Source organism: Enterococcus sp. DIV2371, from assembly GCF_050498525.1.
GTDB classification, from domain to species: domain Bacteria; phylum Bacillota; class Bacilli; order Lactobacillales; family Enterococcaceae; genus Enterococcus_B; species Enterococcus_B mangumiae.
In genome coordinates this window covers 339126-358771 of the sequence record NZ_JBIPAJ010000001.1, presented here as the reverse complement: position 1 = coordinate 358771, position 19646 = coordinate 339126, and the positions used below count along the sequence as shown (strand labels likewise).

Below are 19646 nucleotides of genomic sequence, written 5' to 3'. Positions count from 1 at the left end.
TGAAAGGAGATTACTATGAATTCTAGATTTTCTAGCCTCAAAGTAAAACCTCCGATGTTAATAGTCGTTGCTTTAGCGGTTATCCTTGGTATAATCGTTAAACTCATTATTATAGGGGGACTACTTCGAGCCCAAGAAGATGCAACTTTAGTTGAAGTCACCAATAGTGACCAAACAATGATGACCAAAGATACCCAAATTTCGGATGATCCCGCAATGATCACGATTAGAAGTAGCGAAAATCGCCTACTCGTTCTTCCAGCGAGTGAAGATTATGCGATTTCCCTTTCCGAAAGTGGTAGAGAACAACCGATTCCTCTCTACCCTGCTGATTCCTTTGTGCAGGACGAAGAATTACTTCGCTTAGGCATCGGCGACCTGCCGGCTGACACGGGAGAAGATGCAACGGATCACACTACCGATGAGACAACAGAATCCACTAGTGAAACAACAGCTGAAGCAGTTGAATTAGCAACAGCCAGTGATGTCATTCAGGTAGCGTCCGCCGAAGACGATTCACAAGCAATGACTTACTTGCGTCTAGTGAAAGATCAACCCGTCACTCTTGTCTTTCGTGAACCGGCTAAAGATATGAGTATCGTCTTGACGGATGTCTACTCACAAAATTATCAAACCCTGTTCCAATGGTTGCTACCAGAAGAGCCTACGAACGAAACGATAACGACAAACGAGCCGCCTTCTGAAGAAAGTGTGGTTGAGGAAGAACCGACTGAGGGAACAGGAGAGCCTGATCAAGAAGAACAAACAGAAGCAACAGAAGCGCCTGATCAAGAAGCGCCTAGTAACTCCTCTCCCCCACCATTTGAAGCAGATACATCTAATGAAAATATCTTAGTTGTAGAAACAGAAGAAACAGACTTAGAACTAGATGAGCTTTTAGCACGTGATTATCAGGAAGAAGATTCTTTAGTCACACCGAGATTAGCAGCAGATGCTGCTGAAGAAATCAATGCGACAACGACGAATCCAGTCACGATCTCTGATGCAAAGTTAACGGTGGCGACAGGAACCGCAAGCTTCGATAGCAATGATGATCCTGGCTATGATAGTTCTCCGGACAATAACATTGTCCGCTCAAATGATCAAATTTTCTATCGTCTCGGTTTTTCGATCCAAGCGTTACCGACAAGTAACTATACCAACATTCGTTACCGGGTGATCAGTACCTTGCCGAATACATCCACTTTAGTAGATGGTGCCCCTTTTATCAATGGCGAAATCAGCAACGGAACCTTTATTGATTCAGGGCAAGGCGATGGTACAGTTATTTCTCAAGGTGCGATCGAGTCGACGATCCATGAGTCTGGTCAAGTCTTTGTCCCAGTCTCTATCAACACTTTCGCAGCAAAAAACGGAACAGTGTTGAAACCGACATTTGAATTACAACTCATTGATGCGTTTAATGAAGCGACTGGCCAAATCGAAACATTTAATCAAAGTTATACTCATGAACAACTGCCTGCATTAGATGCTCCTGAAACACTCGTCTCTTCTACTTCATCGATTGCTGCTCAATTGATCCGAGGAGAAACAACGGACTATCAAATCTACGATCCTAATGCTACAGAAGATGATCTCGTTTATAATATTGGTTTGGTCATCCGATTAAATAATTTATCTGATCGTATCCCAGGAGATATCCGTGGCTCTGCCTATCCGGAAGGACCAATCAGCTTTGATCTCAAACAAAGCGTTACCAGTACAAAAAATGGAGCGATTTCTCCAGTTGCTTCAAATCTATATGACTCAGCTCAAACGCGATTCTTTTCAGTAACAAATGCGGATCGATCTGATGCCAATTGGCAAGCAACCTCCGCAGGTAGTCCCTATGTGAATACCTTTGATCCATCTCTACTAAGAGATTCGTTAGCTGTGCCACATGGGAAAACCGAAATGATCTATTATAACGAACCAGTAGGAGATCGAACGAAAATTGGGGTATTCGATTCTGGCGATATAACAGTTAGCTTAGGAACCTATCAAGAAACTTGGCAAATCGATAATTATGTTGGAATCAAAAATCCATATACCTATACGACTGCCGGAAATACGTTTACCAATCAATCGTTTGTTAGTGCTGAATTTATCTACAATTGGGATGATACTAAATTAAAGCAATTAATGGTTGACAATCAATGGGAGTATTATACGTTGAATCTAAATATCCCATCACTCACTTATGACGGGAACACAGTAACGAATAATGCCTCCTTGAACTTCAGTAGCTTTTATATCCCACCTGGAGGGATGACTTCTGGACCAAGTATCGTTGATTTTCCTTTGCCTGATCCTGTGACTAATATACGTTCTGTAGGGATAAACCAAGATATTGGCCTTGATAGCTGGGCTAATAACATTGGGAAACCGCTGCTGATGCGTGGACAGAAGACGTATATTGGTGGGTGGCACATACAAAACAGTCCACCAGATAACTCGAAAGCGGATCAGATTATTCAGTGGAATACCAATGGGTACAGATACGATGATTCGCGCCAACCTTATAGTCAACGAACAGAGCCCGATAATTCGACACGGTCGTATTTGACCTATGGCGTTAGAAATAATGGCGAGGCAATGCCTAGTTTAACTGTCCTTACTACTACTCAACTTGCTGAAGCATATACTTGGTATCCTACGGTAGAAGAAGCTCAAACAGCAGGGGAAATTGGAGCTGTTCGCTTCCAATTTCCACTGAATTTTGGAATAGGGTTCACCAATTGGAATGGGGTACCAGTGACCGTTATTGGGGATCCTGGTTCAAAAGATGCCAATGGAGATCCCTACGTTGTTTTAAGTTCGGCAGGACTCAAAAAAGCCGATGGGACAATTATTCGCTCCCTTCCTGGCAGCGCGGGGACTACTTTTATTCCTGCTGTTTGGAAAGCAGATGGCAGTGACATTGCCGTTCCTTATAATACCACAACTGCACCTCAAGCATTCGTTATTGGTACCAATGCCTTCATTCAAGACTTTGGTATTACAACAAGTACGGAAGTAGAAAAATCCTTGTACCAAACAACAGAGCCGATTGCTATAAAAGTTCGAGGATCTTTGGAAGGCTCGGAAGAAATCAGCTATGATACTGCACTGAACACCACGTTACCCGTAGGAATCAATTACCTAGCCGGTTCAGCCAAAGATGCTCATGACCAACCGTTACCCGATCCATACATTACAGAAAATGAAGATGGGACAACAACCTTGCGCTGGGTCTTCCCAGATTCTCCCTTGGCTACGGGTACAGAGGTCAATTTCCTGGCAGAAAGCGATATGTCCAAACTCACCTTTAATGATTTAGGGATCACTCCACCACTTGTTGTACGAACCGTCGGAGAAATGTGGGTTTCTGATGATCCGTCCCTACAAGATACTCGCTCAGAGTTATCCCGTTCCTCCCAGGATCAGTTTGTCGAAGAACTGATCCAGATCCTGTCAATCAATAAGCGAGTGGATAAGTTAGCCATTGAGGAAGGCAATCATGAGATGGCGCCTTTGACCTCAGCTGATGCGGAGACCGCTTTCACTTATACGATTGCAGCAACCAATAGTGCCGCACAGCTGGCGCAGGATTTCCGCTTGTTGGATGTCTTACCGTATAATGGGGATTCTCGTGGTTCTTCCTTCAATGGTACATTAGAAGTTGCTTCCGTTTCTGTTGACACAACAGGTGTGTATCAACTCTACTACACAACTAGTGAACTCGACGATACGATCAATCCGAATGCAGTCGATTTGTCGGGCTGGTCGCAATATATGCCCGGAAGTAGTTCACCAAATGAAATCCAGCAAGCTAGAGCGATCATGCTGACGAAAGATAATCTAGCCGTCGGAGAAACAGTGACCTTGTCAATCACTGTTCAGCCAGACGGTCAACTAGCCGGAGACCATTATGAAAATATTGCAACCATGAATGCGCTCGTTGATCTGCCTGTCCATTCACAAAAAACAGTCACTCATGTGTACGGACGTGATCTAAGCGGCATTGTTTGGGAAGATACAAATCGGGACGGTTTATTCAATAATGATGAGGTGCTATTACCAGATATTCCGGTAAAACTTTATCGCACGAGTTCATTACATCCCGATGAAATCACTGATGTCCTTGTGGAACATGATCTTAAAGGCAATGTGTTGATTGACGAATTAGGGAATTCAACGATTACAACAGATGCTGAAGGTAAATACATCTTTAAACATCTCCCAGAAGGAATCTATGTGGTTGAATTCCAAATCGAAGATAAAATCCAACGGCGAGAGATTGCAGTAACCACACCGATGGTCGGTAGTGATCCTGCAATCAATTCGAAAGCGCACCAAACGAATTTTAAGACCAATGAATATCTTGCGGAACCTTTAGAAAATCTCCCTGGAATGACCACAAGCGAAGATCCGGTCTTCCATATTCCTCATTTAAATCTAGGGATCCTTAGCACGTTAGGGGATATCTACTTGTACAAATTTGAAACAGGTACAACACAAGATGAGAATAATGATGGAGAGCCAGATATCGATGAAGAAAATCAGTTGGTCGGTGGGACGAAGCTTGCAGGTGCTGAATTCGTCTTGCAAGAGAAAGAAACAGGCGATGCTGTTCAGACGATGACAACCGATGCCAATGGCCGCATCTACTTTGAAGATGTTCCATTTGGAGAGTATGAATTGATTGAAACCAAAGCACCGGATGGCTATGAATTATTGAAACAACAAATTGATGTCACGGTAGATGCGGACAACATGGTCGTTCACCTTTTCGCTGAAGATGACTTGATCACTGAATTGCCATTTGCTGGTAACAACTCGATCATGCAGCTCCTATTGATTATCGCTGCAAGTCTAGCGCTCGTCGGGTTGATTGGTGTAGGCGTGAAGTATTCTCGAGAAGGAATGGAGCGAAAAAAAGGAGGAGGGAAAAAAGATGAGTAATGGAAAAAACAAATACTCTATTTTATTTATTTCTCTTTTCGTTCTACTATTTATTTTCAATGGTTTGACTATTCCTGTCTACGCCGAAGATGGCAACTTTCAACTGACTATTGTCAAATATAAACTTTCAGCACAAGATATCGACAAGGATCTCTTACCTGCTGAACCAACAGACAAATTGGAAACGGATATCACAGACGAAAGTGGACAAGCGTTGGCGCCATTTCCTGGTATTCGTTATCGGATCGTTAAGGTTACTCCTAGTAATAACAGCTCTGACCCTTTTACTGAAATTTCGGGAGTCGAACCAATCGAAATAACTACAGGAACAAATGGTCAAGCGACTATTTCATTATCTGAAGGGTTGTACGAGATCACAGAACTGGCAAATGATGAATTAGCTTCCCCAGCTGAACCAGTCGTTGTACAATTGCCAGCCATTACAGATGAAGGAACTCGCTTAGAAGAATTATTTGTTTATCCAAAATCAAGTGTACTCGTTTCCCCTGTTGAAGGAATCGATCCCCCAACGAGTCCAGCTCGAGCGGGCCAAACTTCCCCAAAAAGGATTCCACAAACAGGTGGTGCACTCAGTTCACTTTTTCCGATCTATTTAACGATTGCTCTTATTGTTTTGCTTGGTATTGTCGTAATCGTTAATTTTAGACCTAAAAGGAAAAAGAAACCTTAGACCTGCTGAAACGAAAGACTCAGCTTGAAAAATAAGCAGAAATTCACAAAAATCAATCCATGATTTTTGTGAATTTCTAACTTATTTCAACCTTCCATTCATCTTTTTTATATTTTCGAAAGCAGAAAAGATTCATTTCTTTGCTTTTTTCAAAAATCTAAAAAATTCACAAAAAATCATGGAGATCTTTTGATGATCCATCACTATCTAGTTTAAAAAGGAGGCGTGACTTATGCTTGTGAATAGTATCTTGTCTCTTGTTGTGTTAACACTTTTAGTATTCTTAAGTATTCAGATCATCAAACAGCTTAGACTGATTTCACTGAAAAAGAATGCTGTTGATCAACCGGACTTATACAAAAAAATCAGTATTTATGAACTGAAATTATTTAAAAAAACAATTTTTTTATCTCTTAGTCATCAATTGCTTGATCACTATTGCGTTAGTCTTTTGTATTTATATGTTATTTGAACTACAAAATGCTAGAATCAACGATCACCGAACCATTCTCAATTTAGTCGAACGTATCCGAGAGTTAAATGCAGTTGAATAAGCAAATATCCAGTAAAAACCTATTTAGATTTGAACAACATGATCGATATTTATGAAATAGCTGATTGTAGCGCTTTGTTAGTTATCGGTGCTACCTAGGGAAAAATTATTCTTTTATTAAAAGGACGTGTGGAATAGTATGAGTAAACAAAAAAAAGACGGGTGGTTTTTTTCAAAAAGTTTATTAGATGAAATCTATCAAATCCCGATCGAAAAAGAAATCGACTTGGAAAATGAACAAGAATTACAGGAATACGTCATTGAAACCAGTGACTTGCCTACAGTGAATGATTTAGAAATACCAGAAATAAAAAAAGAAGAAGATAGACCTGCCTCTTTTCTTGAAGGTTCAACAGAACCTGAAAATGCTGCGCCTATTTTATATGTTAAATCAAGTCCGCTTCGACCCGAAACAAGTGCGAAACAAGACGAAACCAAAGAAAACTTGCAGAACAGTGAATCCTTCACCTTAGAACCACATGAAGGCAAGCTCTTATATCAGGCAAAAAATCCTGGTAAATAGCTAATACGAAAAACGTAAAATATCTGGAAATCTTCCCCGAAAAAAAGACACTAGCCAAAGTCTAAGGACTTAGGCTAGTGTCTTTTTTCTCTCTTGTTGACCGACTTCATTTTTTTCTAATTACTCTGCTAGAATTGCTTCGATTTTTGCTTCTTCTTCAGTCGAAAATCCTAGACAGTCCATCATTTTGACACTTTCCTGTAATTGAGTGAGACGGCTTGCACCAACTAATACACTCGTAACGGATGGTTGTCGGACATTCCAAGCCAATGCCATTTGTGCCAATGTTTGTCCTCTCGCCTCTGCAATTTCTTGCAGGCGACTGATTTTTCGTAAGGTCGGCTCGATTTGTTCCTCTGAAAGAAATGGGATTTCTTTTCGGTGCGCGCGCGAGTCTTCAGGAATACCATGTAAGTAGCGATTCGTTAACAAGCCTTGTGCTAATGGACTGAACGTGATCGCTCCTAAACCATTTTCTTCAAGAACTGGCGCTAAATCGTTTTCTAACAATTCTCTTGAAAACATATTGTAGCGCATTTGATGGATGACAAATGGGGCGTCTTTCTTACGTAAAATCTCCGTCATACGTTGTGTATCAGCCCCATTATAGTTAGAGATACCGATATAAAGGGCCTTCCCTTGGCGGACCAATTGCATCAACGCCTCAGCAGTTTCTTCCAAGGGTGTTTCCGGATCTGGGCGATGATGATAGAAAATATCAACATATTCTAAGCCCATCCGTTGCAAGCTTTGATCACAGCTGGCAATGATCGATTTCCGAGAACCCCAATCGCCATAAGGGCCTTCCCACATATAATAGCCAGCTTTACTCGAAATGATCAATTCGTCACGATGCGGTTTGAGGTCCTCTTTAAAAATCTGCCCAAAGTTTTTCTCCGCTGCCCCAGCAGGTCCACCATAGTTGTTGGCTAAGTCAAAATGAGTGATCCCTAAATCAAAAGCTCCTCGCAATATTTCACGTTGCTTACTGATTGGATCATAGTCGCCGAAATTTTGCCATAATCCTAATGATAGTAAGGGCAACTTCAAGCCTGATTGTCCACTCTTTCGGTACTGCATGTTATCATAACGTGTTTTATCCGCCACGTACATCGCATTCACTCCTTTTATAATAGATCAATAAAATACATCACATAACTTTCTGCTATTTTATAGCTTATACCGCATAGTTTTTCTTTCAAAGACACAATCTCTTATGATCAGAAAACGCTATCATAATTGTACTACATTTTGCATCAATTCTTTGTTTTTCTCCACACCTTCGTTAATTTTTGCATAAATGCCAATTGATGGCGCGTCTGTTTTATTTTTTTGTAGCGTTTTGGTTGCTTACGATAAAATTGCTGATGATAATTTTCTGCTGGCCAAAAAGGTTCTGCAGGCAAGATAGATGTAACAATCGGCTTTGCGTACCGCCCAGATTCACTCAGCGCTTTTCTTGATGCTTCAGCGATTTTTCTTTGCTCTTCATTTTGGACAAAGATGATTGGACGATATTGGACACCACGATCTTGGAATTGGCCAAATTCATCTGTGGGATCAGTCACTTGCCAATAAATCTCGACCAAGTCCTGATAGCTGATTTTCCGAGTATCAAAAATGATTTCCACAGCCTCGACATGTCCAGTGTAGCCACCACTGACTTGGTCATAATTTGGCTGTGCGACATCCCCTCCTGTGTAGCCGGATAAGACAGAAATAATCCCTTCTTGCATTTCAAAAGGTTCCACCATGCACCAAAAACAACCGCCAGCAAATACTGCTCGTTCTTGCACAGTCGCATCGGTTATCTCATGTTGAGCAAAATCATACTGCGCTTCACCTAACGGATCACCTACCATACGCAAATAAAAATCCATGACGTCTGGCGTCAGATTTTGTCTTAATGCCAGTGGTCGGAAAGAGACTTCTAATCGGTCAAGAACTTCTTTCAAAGAACCAGAACTTGCTAATTCTTCTTTCGCCTTGATTAGCTGTTCTCGCTCCCAGTCGCGTGTGTTAGGGTTTAAAATCAAATTATAGAGCGTCGTGATTTCCTCATCTTTCTTCATCGGGTTTCCCCCTCTCAAAGCGTCCGCTATCTATCCAAGAGAGAGGTTGTGTCATTCGTCCGATTGGAAGCCCAATTGCTTGAATGGTATTCCAAATACAACCTCATCTGGCTTGAATTGTTGTTAGCTTATCTTAATAATACACTTCATCTAAAAAAAGTGCGTGTGCGGGAACTGTCTCGCCTGCTTGCTGTCTGATTTTCGTTTCAAAAACCGTATCGATCAATGACAACTCTGCTTTGCCTGAACCGATATCTAAAATCGTGCCCATCAATATCCGGACCATTTTATATAAAAAACCATCCCCCACGAATGTAAAATGAAGCATATTGCCTTCTTGTTGGATGGACAGTTCTTCAATCGTACGTACCGTTGATTTTTTTGTTTTCTTCAATGCTGAAAAACCAATAAAGTCATGTTTGCCTACTAGTTTTTGACAAGCTTCTTCCATTTTTTGCAGGTCAAGCTGTTTTGGATAGTCAAAGCTGTGATTCCGTTCAAAGACTGTTGGGATTGGTGCATTCCAGACATAATAACTATATTTTTTGCCTTTTGCATTGTATCTGGCATGGAAGCGTTCAGGCACTTCTTCGACTTCTTTCACCACGATATCTCTAGGCAAATAACGATTAAGGAAATCTAACATCTCCATTCGACTCATCGTACTCGCCGTTTTGAAGTTAGCCACTTGTCCTCTTGCATGTGTGCCAGCATCTGTACGGCCAGAACCAATGATTTCAATCGTTTCACCTGTCATTTGCGAAATGATTGCTTCAATTTTTCCTTGAATCGTTTTTTCGTCATTCCCCAATCGTTGCCAACCAGAATATCTTTTCCCATCATATTCAATCGTTAATTTTATATTTCTCATGTATTCTCCTTCTTATTGGACCCATTCATCCATTGCTTTCATTTAGTGACAGTATAGCAGATTACAGCAGATCCTTCTCAAGAAAAAAACGCAAAGCAGAAATTTCTCTGCTTTGCGGCTTTCTTATTTGATCTTTTTTTTTGATTATCCTAAGAACTTAAAGACTTCTTCACGGTCATAAAGTTTCAAGACTTTTTCACATAAAAATTGTGTGAATAGTGCAGCTGCTACTGGTATAACTAACCAGCACACAAGTACCATCACGATATTTAATCCAGCATCTAAAGAAGCTAATGGTCCTACCAAGCCAACTATACCAAATCCAGCTGAAGCAGGTGTTCCTGAAACTTCAAACACTGCTACAGGGATTGCAGTAATGACCGCACTGATCAGACATGGTACTAAAATGATCGGTTTGCGGAACAAGTTAGGCATCATCATTTTCATTGCACCTAACGCAATAGCGATCGTCACACCTGATTTGTTGACACGCCAAGAATTAACAATCAAGACAAATGTTGTTGCAGCAACACCCATCGCTGCTGCTCCGGCAGAAACGCCATTCAATTGGATCGCCAATCCGATTGCCACGGTAGAAATTGGTGAAATAATCAAGAAGGCAAATGAACAACCAATCAAAATTGACATCAAAATAGGTTGTAATGTCGTAAAGTTGTTGATTCCTTCACCAATCGCTGATGTGATAGATGTCACAAACGGGAATAAATAGAAACCAATCAGACCTGCACCTACACCAACGACGATCGGTGTTAAGACGATTGCTACTGAACCAAAGGCCGTTCCGATCAATAAGATCATCCCAACAGCGATCGAAGCAGTGATCATCGTATTGATGATATCACCAGTTCCAGAGCCGACATAAACGCCACCTTCGCCAAGATCAGGCATAAAGCGTACAACACCTGATCCGACAAACGCTGCTCCTGACACAACCATCATTTGCATCGGGTTCAATCCAAATTGTAAACCGATCAATGCGCCGATAATCAAAGGAGTCGCTAATTGGAAAATCACAGCAAGTTGTGAAATTGTTACTGCAACAGGATAATCACTAAAATACTTTAAAATTGCTCCAAGTACAGCATTCGGGATCAACCCTACGATGATTCCAGTTGCTGTTCCGGCTAATACTTTATTCAAGAAAATTTTTGGGGTTAATTTGTTTGTCGTTTCCATTCTTATGTTCCTCCTATTTCGCCTTTAAAATCTGCTCTTTTGCATGAACGAGCGCTGTTAAGAAGTCACAATAAGGAGTGGCAATTCCATATTTTTTCCCTTTACGAGAAATTGCTCCATTAATATAATCGATTTCTGTTAAACGATTGTTTTTGATCAAGTCTTGGTGCATGGATGGGAAATGCATACCAATTGTTTCAGGATCAAAACAAGTTTCGCAATGTGCGACTGCTTCTTCCACATCTAGATCAATATTTTCTGCTTTAGCTACTTGACCGAATTCGTTTACGATTGCAACAACCATCTCATGAGCGGTAGAAGTGCTGCCAAGTCCCGCCATATTGACGTCTAAAATCGTACACAAGCCATTCATCGTTCCGTTGACACATGCTTTACGGTAAATCGAGTAATGGATATTGCTTGAATACTTCGCATTCAACCCAGATTCAGCTAACGTATCAGCCAATGCTTTCGCAGCGTCTTCTTGTCCATCTCCTAAGTTTTGTAGTTCTACTGAACCACTACCGAATAATTTCACGCGACCAGGACCTTCTAAGCCTGCTGTCCACATCGTATTCCCGATGAAAATATTTTTCATTGGTACAAATTTCTCAATAATATCTTCATGGCCGATCCCGTTCAATAAACAAAGAACTTTTGTATCGTCTTTGATCATTGGGCGAATATCTTCCAGCATTTTTTCTAATTGCATTGCTTTAGTGAATAAGACGATCAAATCAACTTTTTCTGCATCATTGATTTCTGATTGAAGGACAACTGGAATATCAACAACGATGTCTTCTCCGTTAAAGTTTGCTTTCAATCCGTTCTCTTTGATCGCTTCTACGTGGTCTTTCCACCCATCGATCAACGTTACATCATTTCCACCTTTTTGCAACATGAGTCCAAAACGACTCCCCATTGCACCTGCTCCAGCAATTGCTATCTTCATTTCTTTGTTCTCCCCCTTTTTTTGACAATACAAACAATCCACAAAAAATTTTCTAAATAAAATAATTCAAACATTCACAATATCTAGTGACTATCCATGATTTATCGATTATTTAAATCATTTCCTTGCTTCATTTTCCCATTTACCTGTCGTTATTTCAAATACTCTGATTGAAAATTCACGAATAAAAGCGTTATCTTTTATTTATAGCATGGTACTCAAGGAATCTCGTATTGCACTAAGCAACATTATACACTAAAATTCAGTAGTTTTTCATATATAACAGAGATTATTTTAGTTAATTTTTTAAATTGGTACAGTTATATAATTTTGTTGATCGAGATGTGAATATTTGAACGATGTTGTTTTTAATTCATGGTGGGGGTGGGATGAATTTTATTTACGAATAAAAAGCGAGCCCATACGACTCATTTCAAAAATACCCCTAGGTTAGATTTTGGAACTAACACAAGGGGGTTTAACTATAGAATAATTTTTTTTACATATTTATCTATTTTAATAGTTTTTTATCATCTCTTCGTACTCATGTCTGTTCAAAAACCTCATAATCAATTTCATCCACTGATTTCGCCACTAGGATTGCGGAATAGACGTCAGAATTGACATTCAAGATCGTCCGCAACATCCCGACTAGCCATTCGACACCACCAAAAATAGCAATACTTTCGATGGGTAACCCCATTTGTGGGACGATAATGGCTAAAGAAACTAATCCTGCGCCAGGAACTACTGCATTGGCTAAGGAAATAAAAGTGGCCAAGATTGCAAGATAGATCATGGTCGTCCATTTGAAATCGATTTGGTACATCTGGGCAATCGTTATTACGGTGAGCGCCATGTGCATTGCTGACCCGTTACTATTCAGTGACATCCCTAATGGTAAGACTAAGTGGCTGATTCGCTTACTCAAACCTAATTTATATTGCGATTCTTCCAGTTCGATGGGTAAAGTGATTGCTGAAGAAGTCGTTGCAAGGGCCATGATCGATATATTCTTCATATTTATTATCAGTTTTAATGGATGTAATCGACCGTAAATACTGACAATGATTAACCATACTAATAAAAACAATAGTGTGGCTAATGTGTATACTAATAGATATTTCACCATTGGCAAAATGACTTGCGTTCCTAGTTGGCTGATACTACTACTCACTAATGCAAATATTCCAATAGGTGCAAGACGCATCACATAGTTGATAACTTTGATGATCACTTCGTTGAAATCAATGATTAGTTGAAACAACTGCGATTCAGGCTGTTTTTGTGTATAGTGATTGAGTGCCAGTCCGAAAAAAATAGCAAAAACGATAATTTGAATAATCGAACCTTGCGTAAGAGAGTCAAAAATATTGTCAGGTACAAATTGGAGGAAAGTTTCTTGCAGTGACAACTCCTGTACCTCGATTACTGGGCTTAAACGATCCATTTGTTCCATCCCTGTGCCAGGGGCAAACAGCACGGCGAATAATACGCCCCACAAGGCTGCTAATAAAGAGGAGATACCGAAGATGAGCAATGTGCGGGTCCCAATACTTGTTAGTTCTTTCAAATCAATGCTACCTAAAGCTTGAACGATTTGACCAAGAATCAATATTGGAATCGTCATTTGCATCAATCGTAAAAATACTTCCCCAATTGGTTTTAACAAAGGACCACTCATCGGCAGAAATGTTCCAACCAGAATACCAAAAACCAACGCAAGACTAATTTGAATAATCATGGCATTTTTTTTCATCTCTATTTACCTCGTTTGTTGAATCACTGTCCCCACGCCTTCAGTCAGATGGTTCAATTGTTCAATAGAAGTGATGATCGCTTGGCACCTCACATCTTTTTCAACAAAACGAATTGCTGCCTCTACTTTCGGCAACATACTTCCAGCGGCAAAATGACCCGCCTTCACATATTCTTTTGCTTCTTCCGGGGTTATCATCTGTAGAGCTTGTTCTTCCGGTTTCCCATAGTTGATATAGATAGAATCAACACCTGTCAAAATAATCAAACGATCAGCACCAATAGTGTCTGCTAATAGGGCGGCTGAAAAGTCTTTATCATTGACTGCTTCAACACCTTGATAATTTCCCGATTCATTGATCACCGGAATCCCACCGCCACCTGCACAAATCGTCACAACATTGGCTGCCACCAAAGCTTGTAGGGCTTCTTTTTCAACGATTTTTTGGGGTTGGGGAGAAGCGACGACTTTACGATAGCCACGTCCTGCGTCTTCAACGAATTTCCCACCATCCTGTTGTAACGCTTTTTTTGCCTCTTCTTCTGTATAAAATGGGCCAATTGGTTTTGTTGGCTTACGAAACGAGGGATCGTTTGGATCGACTTGCACTTGTGTCACAATCGAGACGACCGGTTGTTTGATTCCACGATGTATAAAAGCGTTGGTCAATGCTTGTTGCAGCCAATAGCCAATACTTCCTTGCGTCATCGCTACACATGTATCCAAAGCCATCGGAGGATTTTTTTCGCTTACTGCTGCTTGTTGTTGCAACAATAAATTTCCAACTTGCGGGCCATTGCCATGACAAAGGATGACTTGTTCCCCTTGTTCAACGAAAGCCGCAATGGCTTCCGCCGCCTGTTCCACTACTGCTTTTTGTCCTTTATCGGTGGGATCTGTTTCCAAAATAGCATTCCCACCCAAAGCAATCACATTTAAACTCATCTCTTTGTTACACCTCTTTTCATTATTCTATCGTTTGTTTGTGCTCTTCTTTTGCCAATATTGCAAAGAGAATCAAACCGATAATCAACAAGACACAAGAAAGGTAAAAACCAACTTGCATCGATCCTGAAGTATCTGCTAAATAACCAGTAACGTAAGGAGCCAAAATCGAACCTGACATCCCGATAAAATTATATGCACTTAACGTCGTCCCTAATGCTGCTCTTGGTGCATGTTTTGTAACAAATGTCACCATGATCGGGTCAAGCGCCAACTTCCCAGTTAATCCATAAAGGATCAACACCGTGATCAATAACGTTCGATCAGTGACAAAAGCAATGGCAAAAACCGAAACGATTGCTAATGGCACCAGAAGAAAGACCAATTTTTTCGTTGCCCCTGTTTTATCATTGATTCGTGCAAAGAGTAAGGCTCCTGGAATCGATGCCCAAGGTACTAAAGAGGAGATAAAGCCGACGCTCGCTCCAGTAAATCCACGTTCTGCAATCAAAAATTGCGGCAACCAAGTAAGTATCACAAAATTAGCATAAATGCTGGTAAAACATAAAATAAAGGCTGCGACCAAATTGCGATTCGTAAAAATCTGCTTTAAGGAAATCTTTTCTTTTGGCCCTTCGTCCACTTCTGCTTCTTCACCCGGACGGACCACTTTTTCTTTCAGTAACACATAGAATAAAATCCCGACAATCAATGTGGGAATCGCCATAAGGTAGAAAGGGCGACTCCAATCATCCCCATTTTCCAAGACTAATTTACTTGATAGAAGATAGCCTCCTGATGTTCCAAATGCCATACCGCTGTTGATGATAGCATTCCCAATCGTTCGTTTACTTTTTGGGATTGCTTCGGTTGATAACGCAAACTGTGGGCCATAATAGGCACCTTGACCAATTCCAGCGATCGCGCGAATGACTAAAAATAGAATAAAAGTTGTGGCTAATCCAGTGAAATAAGTGGCTACTGCTAAAAGCAGAAAACCTAACGTGATCACTAATTTTCTACCGATTTTGTCGCCAATGATCCCAAAAGGAATCTGGGCAATCGCATAGGTCAGAAAGAAAATACTATTTGCTAATCCTAATTGTGTATTGCTTAAACCAAATTCTTCGCCTACTACACCCATGATCGGGTTGAATATCGTCCGCGTAGCATACATCAAAACCCAACCAATAAAAAAGATTGCCACTACTTTGATCCAATAAGTATTGCTGACCCTTACTGCTTGTTTCTGTTTACTCGCTTCCATGTTTTTCCCCACTTTCTTCTCCTTCGATTGCTTGTAACGCCAACCAGATGCCAAAAGCCAGATCCTTTCCCGAAGAATGTCCGATCTGCATGATTTTCTCCAACTGTTCATCTATTTTTTCTTCTTTATTTTGTGCTAAATCTGCAAATAATCCATATACTAAAGAGTTAGCATATCCTTTTATTGCACAGGTCAAGTAGGCTTGACTAATAGCGGTCGTTCCCGTTTGCACTTCTCCTAGAGCAACAGCTAACGCTGCTCCTCTAGGATCTGAAAGTGCCCCTAAAACAAGCTGATAAGCCATCAATATGTCATCACCGCTAGGCGTCAAGCCCTTCCCTCTTCCTAATAAATAGCTAACGACTTCTTGCCACTCAGTTGGTGTCCACTCTTTATCTGACTGTGCCATATTGGTAAACAAGGTACTTGCACGGTGATCCACTGGCAAACCGATTTTTGCCTGCAAGTTTTTTTCCGCCAACTTTTTTTTCAACACGAGTAATTGCTTTTTGGCTATACCTAGTGAGAATATATTTAGCGCAACCGACTGATACGGTTGAAGCGCGATTTTTTTTACACCTTGTGTGCTGTAGATCATCAACATGTCTTGACTTATTTTCACTCGATTTCCTATCTGAACAAACGGGGAAAGAGATTGGAATCGCTCCTCAGGAAGATTGATTCCAAAGCTGGACAGATAATCGTGAAAACATGCAATGTTAATCAATTGCCCATTGATTTCAAGATTGAATGAACGATCGAATACGCTGTGGATCATACCTGTTTTTCCAAATTGTTGAAGAGGGACAAGATACTCGCTCAGGTAGATTTCTTTTTTACTCAACATTGATTCCTAGTTCTTTCGCATAGGCTTCTAGTGCTTTCTCGAAACATGCCAATGGCGCTCGGACCGTCCCCGCACCAATTTGACCTACCCCAGGATTTTTATGTGCAATGCCAGTGTTTATGACCGGCGTAATTCCTGTTTCGACAACTTTTCGTATATCGATCCCTAAACAAGTTCCTTGGAAATCCCAAGTCGGTATGGAAAAAGTTGGGTTATGCCCTTCACAGATTTTGGCCATTTCATTCGATGTTGCTAATGCGTCTTCAAAGCCACCTGCGCCAACAAAGCGTGTTACTCCAGGGGCTGCCACCATAGCCATACCACCTACACCAACCGTTTCTGTGATGGCACTGTCACCAATATCTGGATTGCCGTCTTCTTCATTAAAGCCTGTAAAATACAATCCCTTCGGAGTATTTACTGGCGCACAGTGCCATGTATCGCCTGTTTCTGCGATTCGAACACCAAAGTCAACACCATTACGTGTCATCGTAGTGACGATCGTACCTTTAGTCCCTTTACGCGCACCATCAACGATTGCTTTACCAGTTGCCATCATGATATTCAAGAAGAACTGGTCGGTATCTGCTAAGAACTTGATTACTTCGTACTTTTGTTCTTCCGCAATCTCCGTTTTAATGATTAGTGGGGCAATTTCTTTTAAGAAATTCAGTGAGGCCGCAATGTTTCTTTGATGAAACTCATCGCCCATTGTAATCGAACGGGCAATCAAAACATTCAGATTCAATCCCTCCTCTGTTAATGCCAAGGCTTGACTGATTGTTGGACCTAAGACATCTTTGATCCAATCCAAACGATCAACGACTTCTTTTGAATACGCACCAAAACGTAAGACTTTCCCTATGCCTTCATTCAAAATACAGTATGCTTGATTCCCTTCTTTACGATTCTTAACAATAAAGACAGGCATCTCACCCGAAGTGATTCCTCCCATTGGCCCAACTGCTTGCACATGATGGCAAGGCATAAAACGGACTTCATTTGCTTCAAAAAGTGCCATTGCCTCTTCTTCCGTCTCTGCCCACCGTTCGAATAATGCCGCTCCTAGACACGCGCCACGCATCGGACCGGTCATTTCAGCCCATGAGATTGGCGGACCTGCATGTAAAAGTGTTTTTTGCTTCGGATCATTTAATTCTGGTATCACAGTTTTTGCAGGAACTACATCCGTCAGAAATGGCTGTGCATTCTTGATTTTCTCTGTCACTTTCTGATTCTCTTCTTCAATGTTGTCTTGATATTCTTCTAATGCATCCAAGATTTTGATCATTTTCTTATTTCCACTCGCACGAGGACGCCAATCCATCTGGACAGTTTGTCCACCGTAAGTGTTAATCGATTCAGTGAAACTTTTCAAACCAATGTTTATAACACGTGGTTTCGTCGTCAATAATTCCATCACACGTTCACTTGGCTGAGGAACAGTTACTGTCTCCCCTTTGTATGGAATAACCTCTTTATCCTCTTCCGACAAAGTGATTCCTTTCAACAACAGCGCCAATTGAACAGCTTTTGCATTGCTTTCTGCAACAAAAACTCCCGCCTCTTTCAGACGATCGACCGATTTTTGATAGTCTTGTGGATCATTCTTCGTTCCACACACGGTCGCTACAAAATAAAGTTCACGCCCTGCCATTTCTGCTTGTGACTGCGCAGCCTTAATCGCTGGCAACAATGCACCAACCATATCCTCATGGGCACCATACCCTAAAACAACATCAAACAAAATCACACCAGTTTCTTCTTGCTTGGCATACTCTTCGATTTTATGGATACGGACTTCCGGATCAATCATTGGATGTGGTTTACCTTGCGTATAACGATCATCCCCTAAATCGATCACTTCGTATCCTTGAGATTTTAGGATGAACCCATCCGCTTTGACCAACCCACCCAAATCTAATGCTTCAGAAATCAACATTCCTGCTTCAGCAGCAAGTGTCCCACCTGAATACAAGCCTTTAACAACTTTACTTTCAGCAAGTGTGACAGTGTCCGGCTTTTCCATTGGTTCAAAATAATTCTTTTTCACTGTTGCTTCATTTGCTAGATCAACGGAAATATGTGCGGCTTCCTCTAATGTATGCGCGAGATAAACCTTTCCTTCGTGATTCGTTGGTTTTTCTCCTAAGAAAATAGCGACGACCGGCTTCGAAATACTTTGTAACAATTGCACGACTTCATCTCGTACTTCTTTTGCAGGTGGCTTAGAGATCACACAAATCACATCTGTAGGTTCATGCTTTTCAAGTGCGATGATGGCATCTTTCATGGTGATTGCCCCCACAGGATCACTAAGGTCTCGACCGCCTGTACCAATGGCATGGACCACGCCGCCACCAAGGCGATCAATGATCGTCGTCACTTCTTGGATTCCTGTACCAGATGCACCAACCACACCAATATTCCCTGGTGCTACAACATTTGTAAATGCAATCGGAATACTGGATAAAATTCCTGTCCCGCAATCCGGTCCCATCATCAGCAACCCTTTTTCGTGGGCTAATTTTTTTAGACGTACTTCATCCTCGATTGCGATATTATCCGTAAAGGAAAATACATGTAGATTGTTTTTCAGCGCACGTTCCATTTCTGATGCGCCGTATTCTCCTGGAATACTAAACAAAGCTACATTAGCATCTGGCAATTCTTCTAGTGCTTCTTTCCAAGTCGTTACTGACTTTTTCGTTTGTGCCGTTTCTTTTGCCGATAGATCCGCTAAAAAATCATCGATCATCGGCAGTACCTTCTCCATAATCGCCTTATCTTCACTCTCTACAACGATCATCAGATCGTTTGCAGAAGCAGTCTTGGCTTTTTCGGTTAGGAGTGACGTGTTATTCAAAATATCTTTATTGGCATCTGTTCCCATCATGATCTGACTCATATTGACTTCTTCAAGAGAATTGATTTGATTGGTCAATAGCATCAAGTTGATGGAATCTTGATAATTATTGGGTAAAACAACCGTTTCTAACATAATAGACCTCCTTAATCATTCTTA

The 19646-nt window shown here is 41.0% G+C and carries 13 protein-coding genes; 3 read left to right on the top strand and 10 right to left on the bottom strand.

What is annotated here, in order from left to right; translation table 11 throughout:
* Positions 1-15 precede the first annotated feature (15 nt).
* The 3 genes from IGL24_RS01690 to IGL24_RS01680 all read left to right on the top strand — a co-directional run bounded on the left by IGL24_RS01690 (position 16) and on the right by IGL24_RS01680 (position 6711).
* The gene (locus IGL24_RS01690; RefSeq protein WP_207700066.1) at positions 16-4944 is read left to right on the top strand and encodes a SpaA isopeptide-forming pilin-related protein; all 4929 of its coding nucleotides are present in this window, start codon (positions 16-18) and stop codon (positions 4942-4944) included.
* A complete protein-coding gene (locus IGL24_RS01685) occupies positions 4937-5635 on the top strand; it encodes a pilin N-terminal domain-containing protein (RefSeq protein WP_207700065.1) in 699 nt (232 codons plus the stop codon). Before IGL24_RS01690 ends, IGL24_RS01685 begins: the two co-directional genes overlap by 8 nt.
* A gap of 692 nt (positions 5636-6327) precedes the next feature.
* Positions 6328-6711, top strand: a complete 384-nt coding sequence (locus tag IGL24_RS01680; RefSeq protein ID WP_207114755.1) for a hypothetical protein — start codon at positions 6328-6330, stop codon at positions 6709-6711.
* Positions 6712-6831: 120 nt separating this feature from the next.
* On the opposite strand, the gene IGL24_RS01675 is transcribed toward IGL24_RS01680, so the two are convergent.
* The 10 genes from IGL24_RS01675 to fdrA form a co-directional block, all read right to left on the bottom strand.
* The gene (locus IGL24_RS01675; RefSeq protein WP_207700064.1) at positions 6832-7824 is read right to left on the bottom strand and encodes an aldo/keto reductase; all 993 of its coding nucleotides are present in this window, start codon (positions 7822-7824) and stop codon (positions 6832-6834) included.
* 143 nt (positions 7825-7967) lie between these two features.
* Positions 7968-8783 (bottom strand): peptide-methionine (S)-S-oxide reductase MsrA, encoded by an 816-nt coding sequence (gene msrA, locus IGL24_RS01670; protein WP_207700063.1) that lies wholly within the window; start codon positions 8781-8783, stop codon positions 7968-7970.
* Between the two features lie 133 nt (positions 8784-8916).
* On the bottom strand, positions 8917-9654 hold the full coding sequence (gene truA, locus IGL24_RS01665; RefSeq protein WP_207700062.1) for a tRNA pseudouridine(38-40) synthase TruA: 738 nt from the start codon (positions 9652-9654) through the stop codon (positions 8917-8919).
* Positions 9655-9798: 144 nt separating this feature from the next.
* Positions 9799-10851, bottom strand: coding sequence for a PTS sugar transporter subunit IIC (locus IGL24_RS01660; protein ID WP_207700061.1), 1053 nt, complete (start codon positions 10849-10851; stop codon positions 9799-9801).
* Positions 10852-10864: 13 nt separating this feature from the next.
* Positions 10865-11803, bottom strand: coding sequence for a 2-dehydropantoate 2-reductase (locus IGL24_RS01655; RefSeq protein WP_207114760.1), 939 nt, complete (start codon positions 11801-11803; stop codon positions 10865-10867).
* Between the two features lie 544 nt (positions 11804-12347).
* Complete coding sequence (locus IGL24_RS01650) at positions 12348-13562, bottom strand: dicarboxylate/amino acid:cation symporter (RefSeq protein ID WP_207114761.1); 1215 nt, start codon at positions 13560-13562, stop codon at positions 12348-12350.
* 6 nt (positions 13563-13568) lie between these two features.
* Entirely contained in the window at positions 13569-14507 is a 939-nt protein-coding gene (gene arcC / locus IGL24_RS01645) for a carbamate kinase (protein WP_207700060.1), read from the bottom strand.
* Between the two features lie 22 nt (positions 14508-14529).
* Positions 14530-15774, bottom strand: coding sequence for an MFS transporter (locus IGL24_RS01640; protein ID WP_207700069.1), 1245 nt, complete (start codon positions 15772-15774; stop codon positions 14530-14532).
* Positions 15761-16618, bottom strand: a complete 858-nt coding sequence (locus tag IGL24_RS01635; protein WP_429966278.1) for a DUF2877 domain-containing protein — start codon at positions 16616-16618, stop codon at positions 15761-15763. Before IGL24_RS01635 ends, IGL24_RS01640 begins: the two co-directional genes overlap by 14 nt.
* Positions 16611-19622, bottom strand: coding sequence for a DUF1116 domain-containing protein (gene fdrA, locus IGL24_RS01630; protein ID WP_207700058.1), 3012 nt, complete (start codon positions 19620-19622; stop codon positions 16611-16613). The genes IGL24_RS01635 and fdrA overlap by 8 nt, the downstream gene beginning before the upstream one ends.
* Between the last annotated feature and the right edge of the window lie 24 nt (positions 19623-19646).

What these genes read in the sequence shown, in the direction of transcription:
- IGL24_RS01690 (WP_207700066.1), top strand. Translation starts at nt 16, where the DNA reads ATGAATTCTAGATTTTCTAGCCTCAAAGTAAAACCTCCGATGTTAATA.
- IGL24_RS01685 (WP_207700065.1), top strand. Translation starts at nt 4,937, where the DNA reads ATGAGTAATGGAAAAAACAAATACTCTATTTTATTTATTTCTCTTTTC.
- IGL24_RS01680 (WP_207114755.1), top strand. Translation starts at nt 6,328, where the DNA reads ATGAGTAAACAAAAAAAAGACGGGTGGTTTTTTTCAAAAAGTTTATTA.
- IGL24_RS01675 (WP_207700064.1), bottom strand. Translation starts at nt 7,824, where the DNA reads ATGTACGTGGCGGATAAAACACGTTATGATAACATGCAGTACCGAAAG.
- msrA (WP_207700063.1), bottom strand. Translation starts at nt 8,783, where the DNA reads ATGAAGAAAGATGAGGAAATCACGACGCTCTATAATTTGATTTTAAAC.
- truA (WP_207700062.1), bottom strand. Translation starts at nt 9,654, where the DNA reads ATGAGAAATATAAAATTAACGATTGAATATGATGGGAAAAGATATTCT.
- IGL24_RS01660 (WP_207700061.1), bottom strand. Translation starts at nt 10,851, where the DNA reads ATGGAAACGACAAACAAATTAACCCCAAAAATTTTCTTGAATAAAGTA.
- IGL24_RS01655 (WP_207114760.1), bottom strand. Translation starts at nt 11,803, where the DNA reads ATGAAGATAGCAATTGCTGGAGCAGGTGCAATGGGGAGTCGTTTTGGA.
- IGL24_RS01650 (WP_207114761.1), bottom strand. Translation starts at nt 13,562, where the DNA reads ATGAAAAAAAATGCCATGATTATTCAAATTAGTCTTGCGTTGGTTTTT.
- arcC (WP_207700060.1), bottom strand. Translation starts at nt 14,507, where the DNA reads ATGAGTTTAAATGTGATTGCTTTGGGTGGGAATGCTATTTTGGAAACA.
- IGL24_RS01640 (WP_207700069.1), bottom strand. Translation starts at nt 15,774, where the DNA reads ATGGAAGCGAGTAAACAGAAACAAGCAGTAAGGGTCAGCAATACTTAT.
- fdrA (WP_207700058.1), bottom strand. Translation starts at nt 19,622, where the DNA reads ATGTTAGAAACGGTTGTTTTACCCAATAATTATCAAGATTCCATCAAC.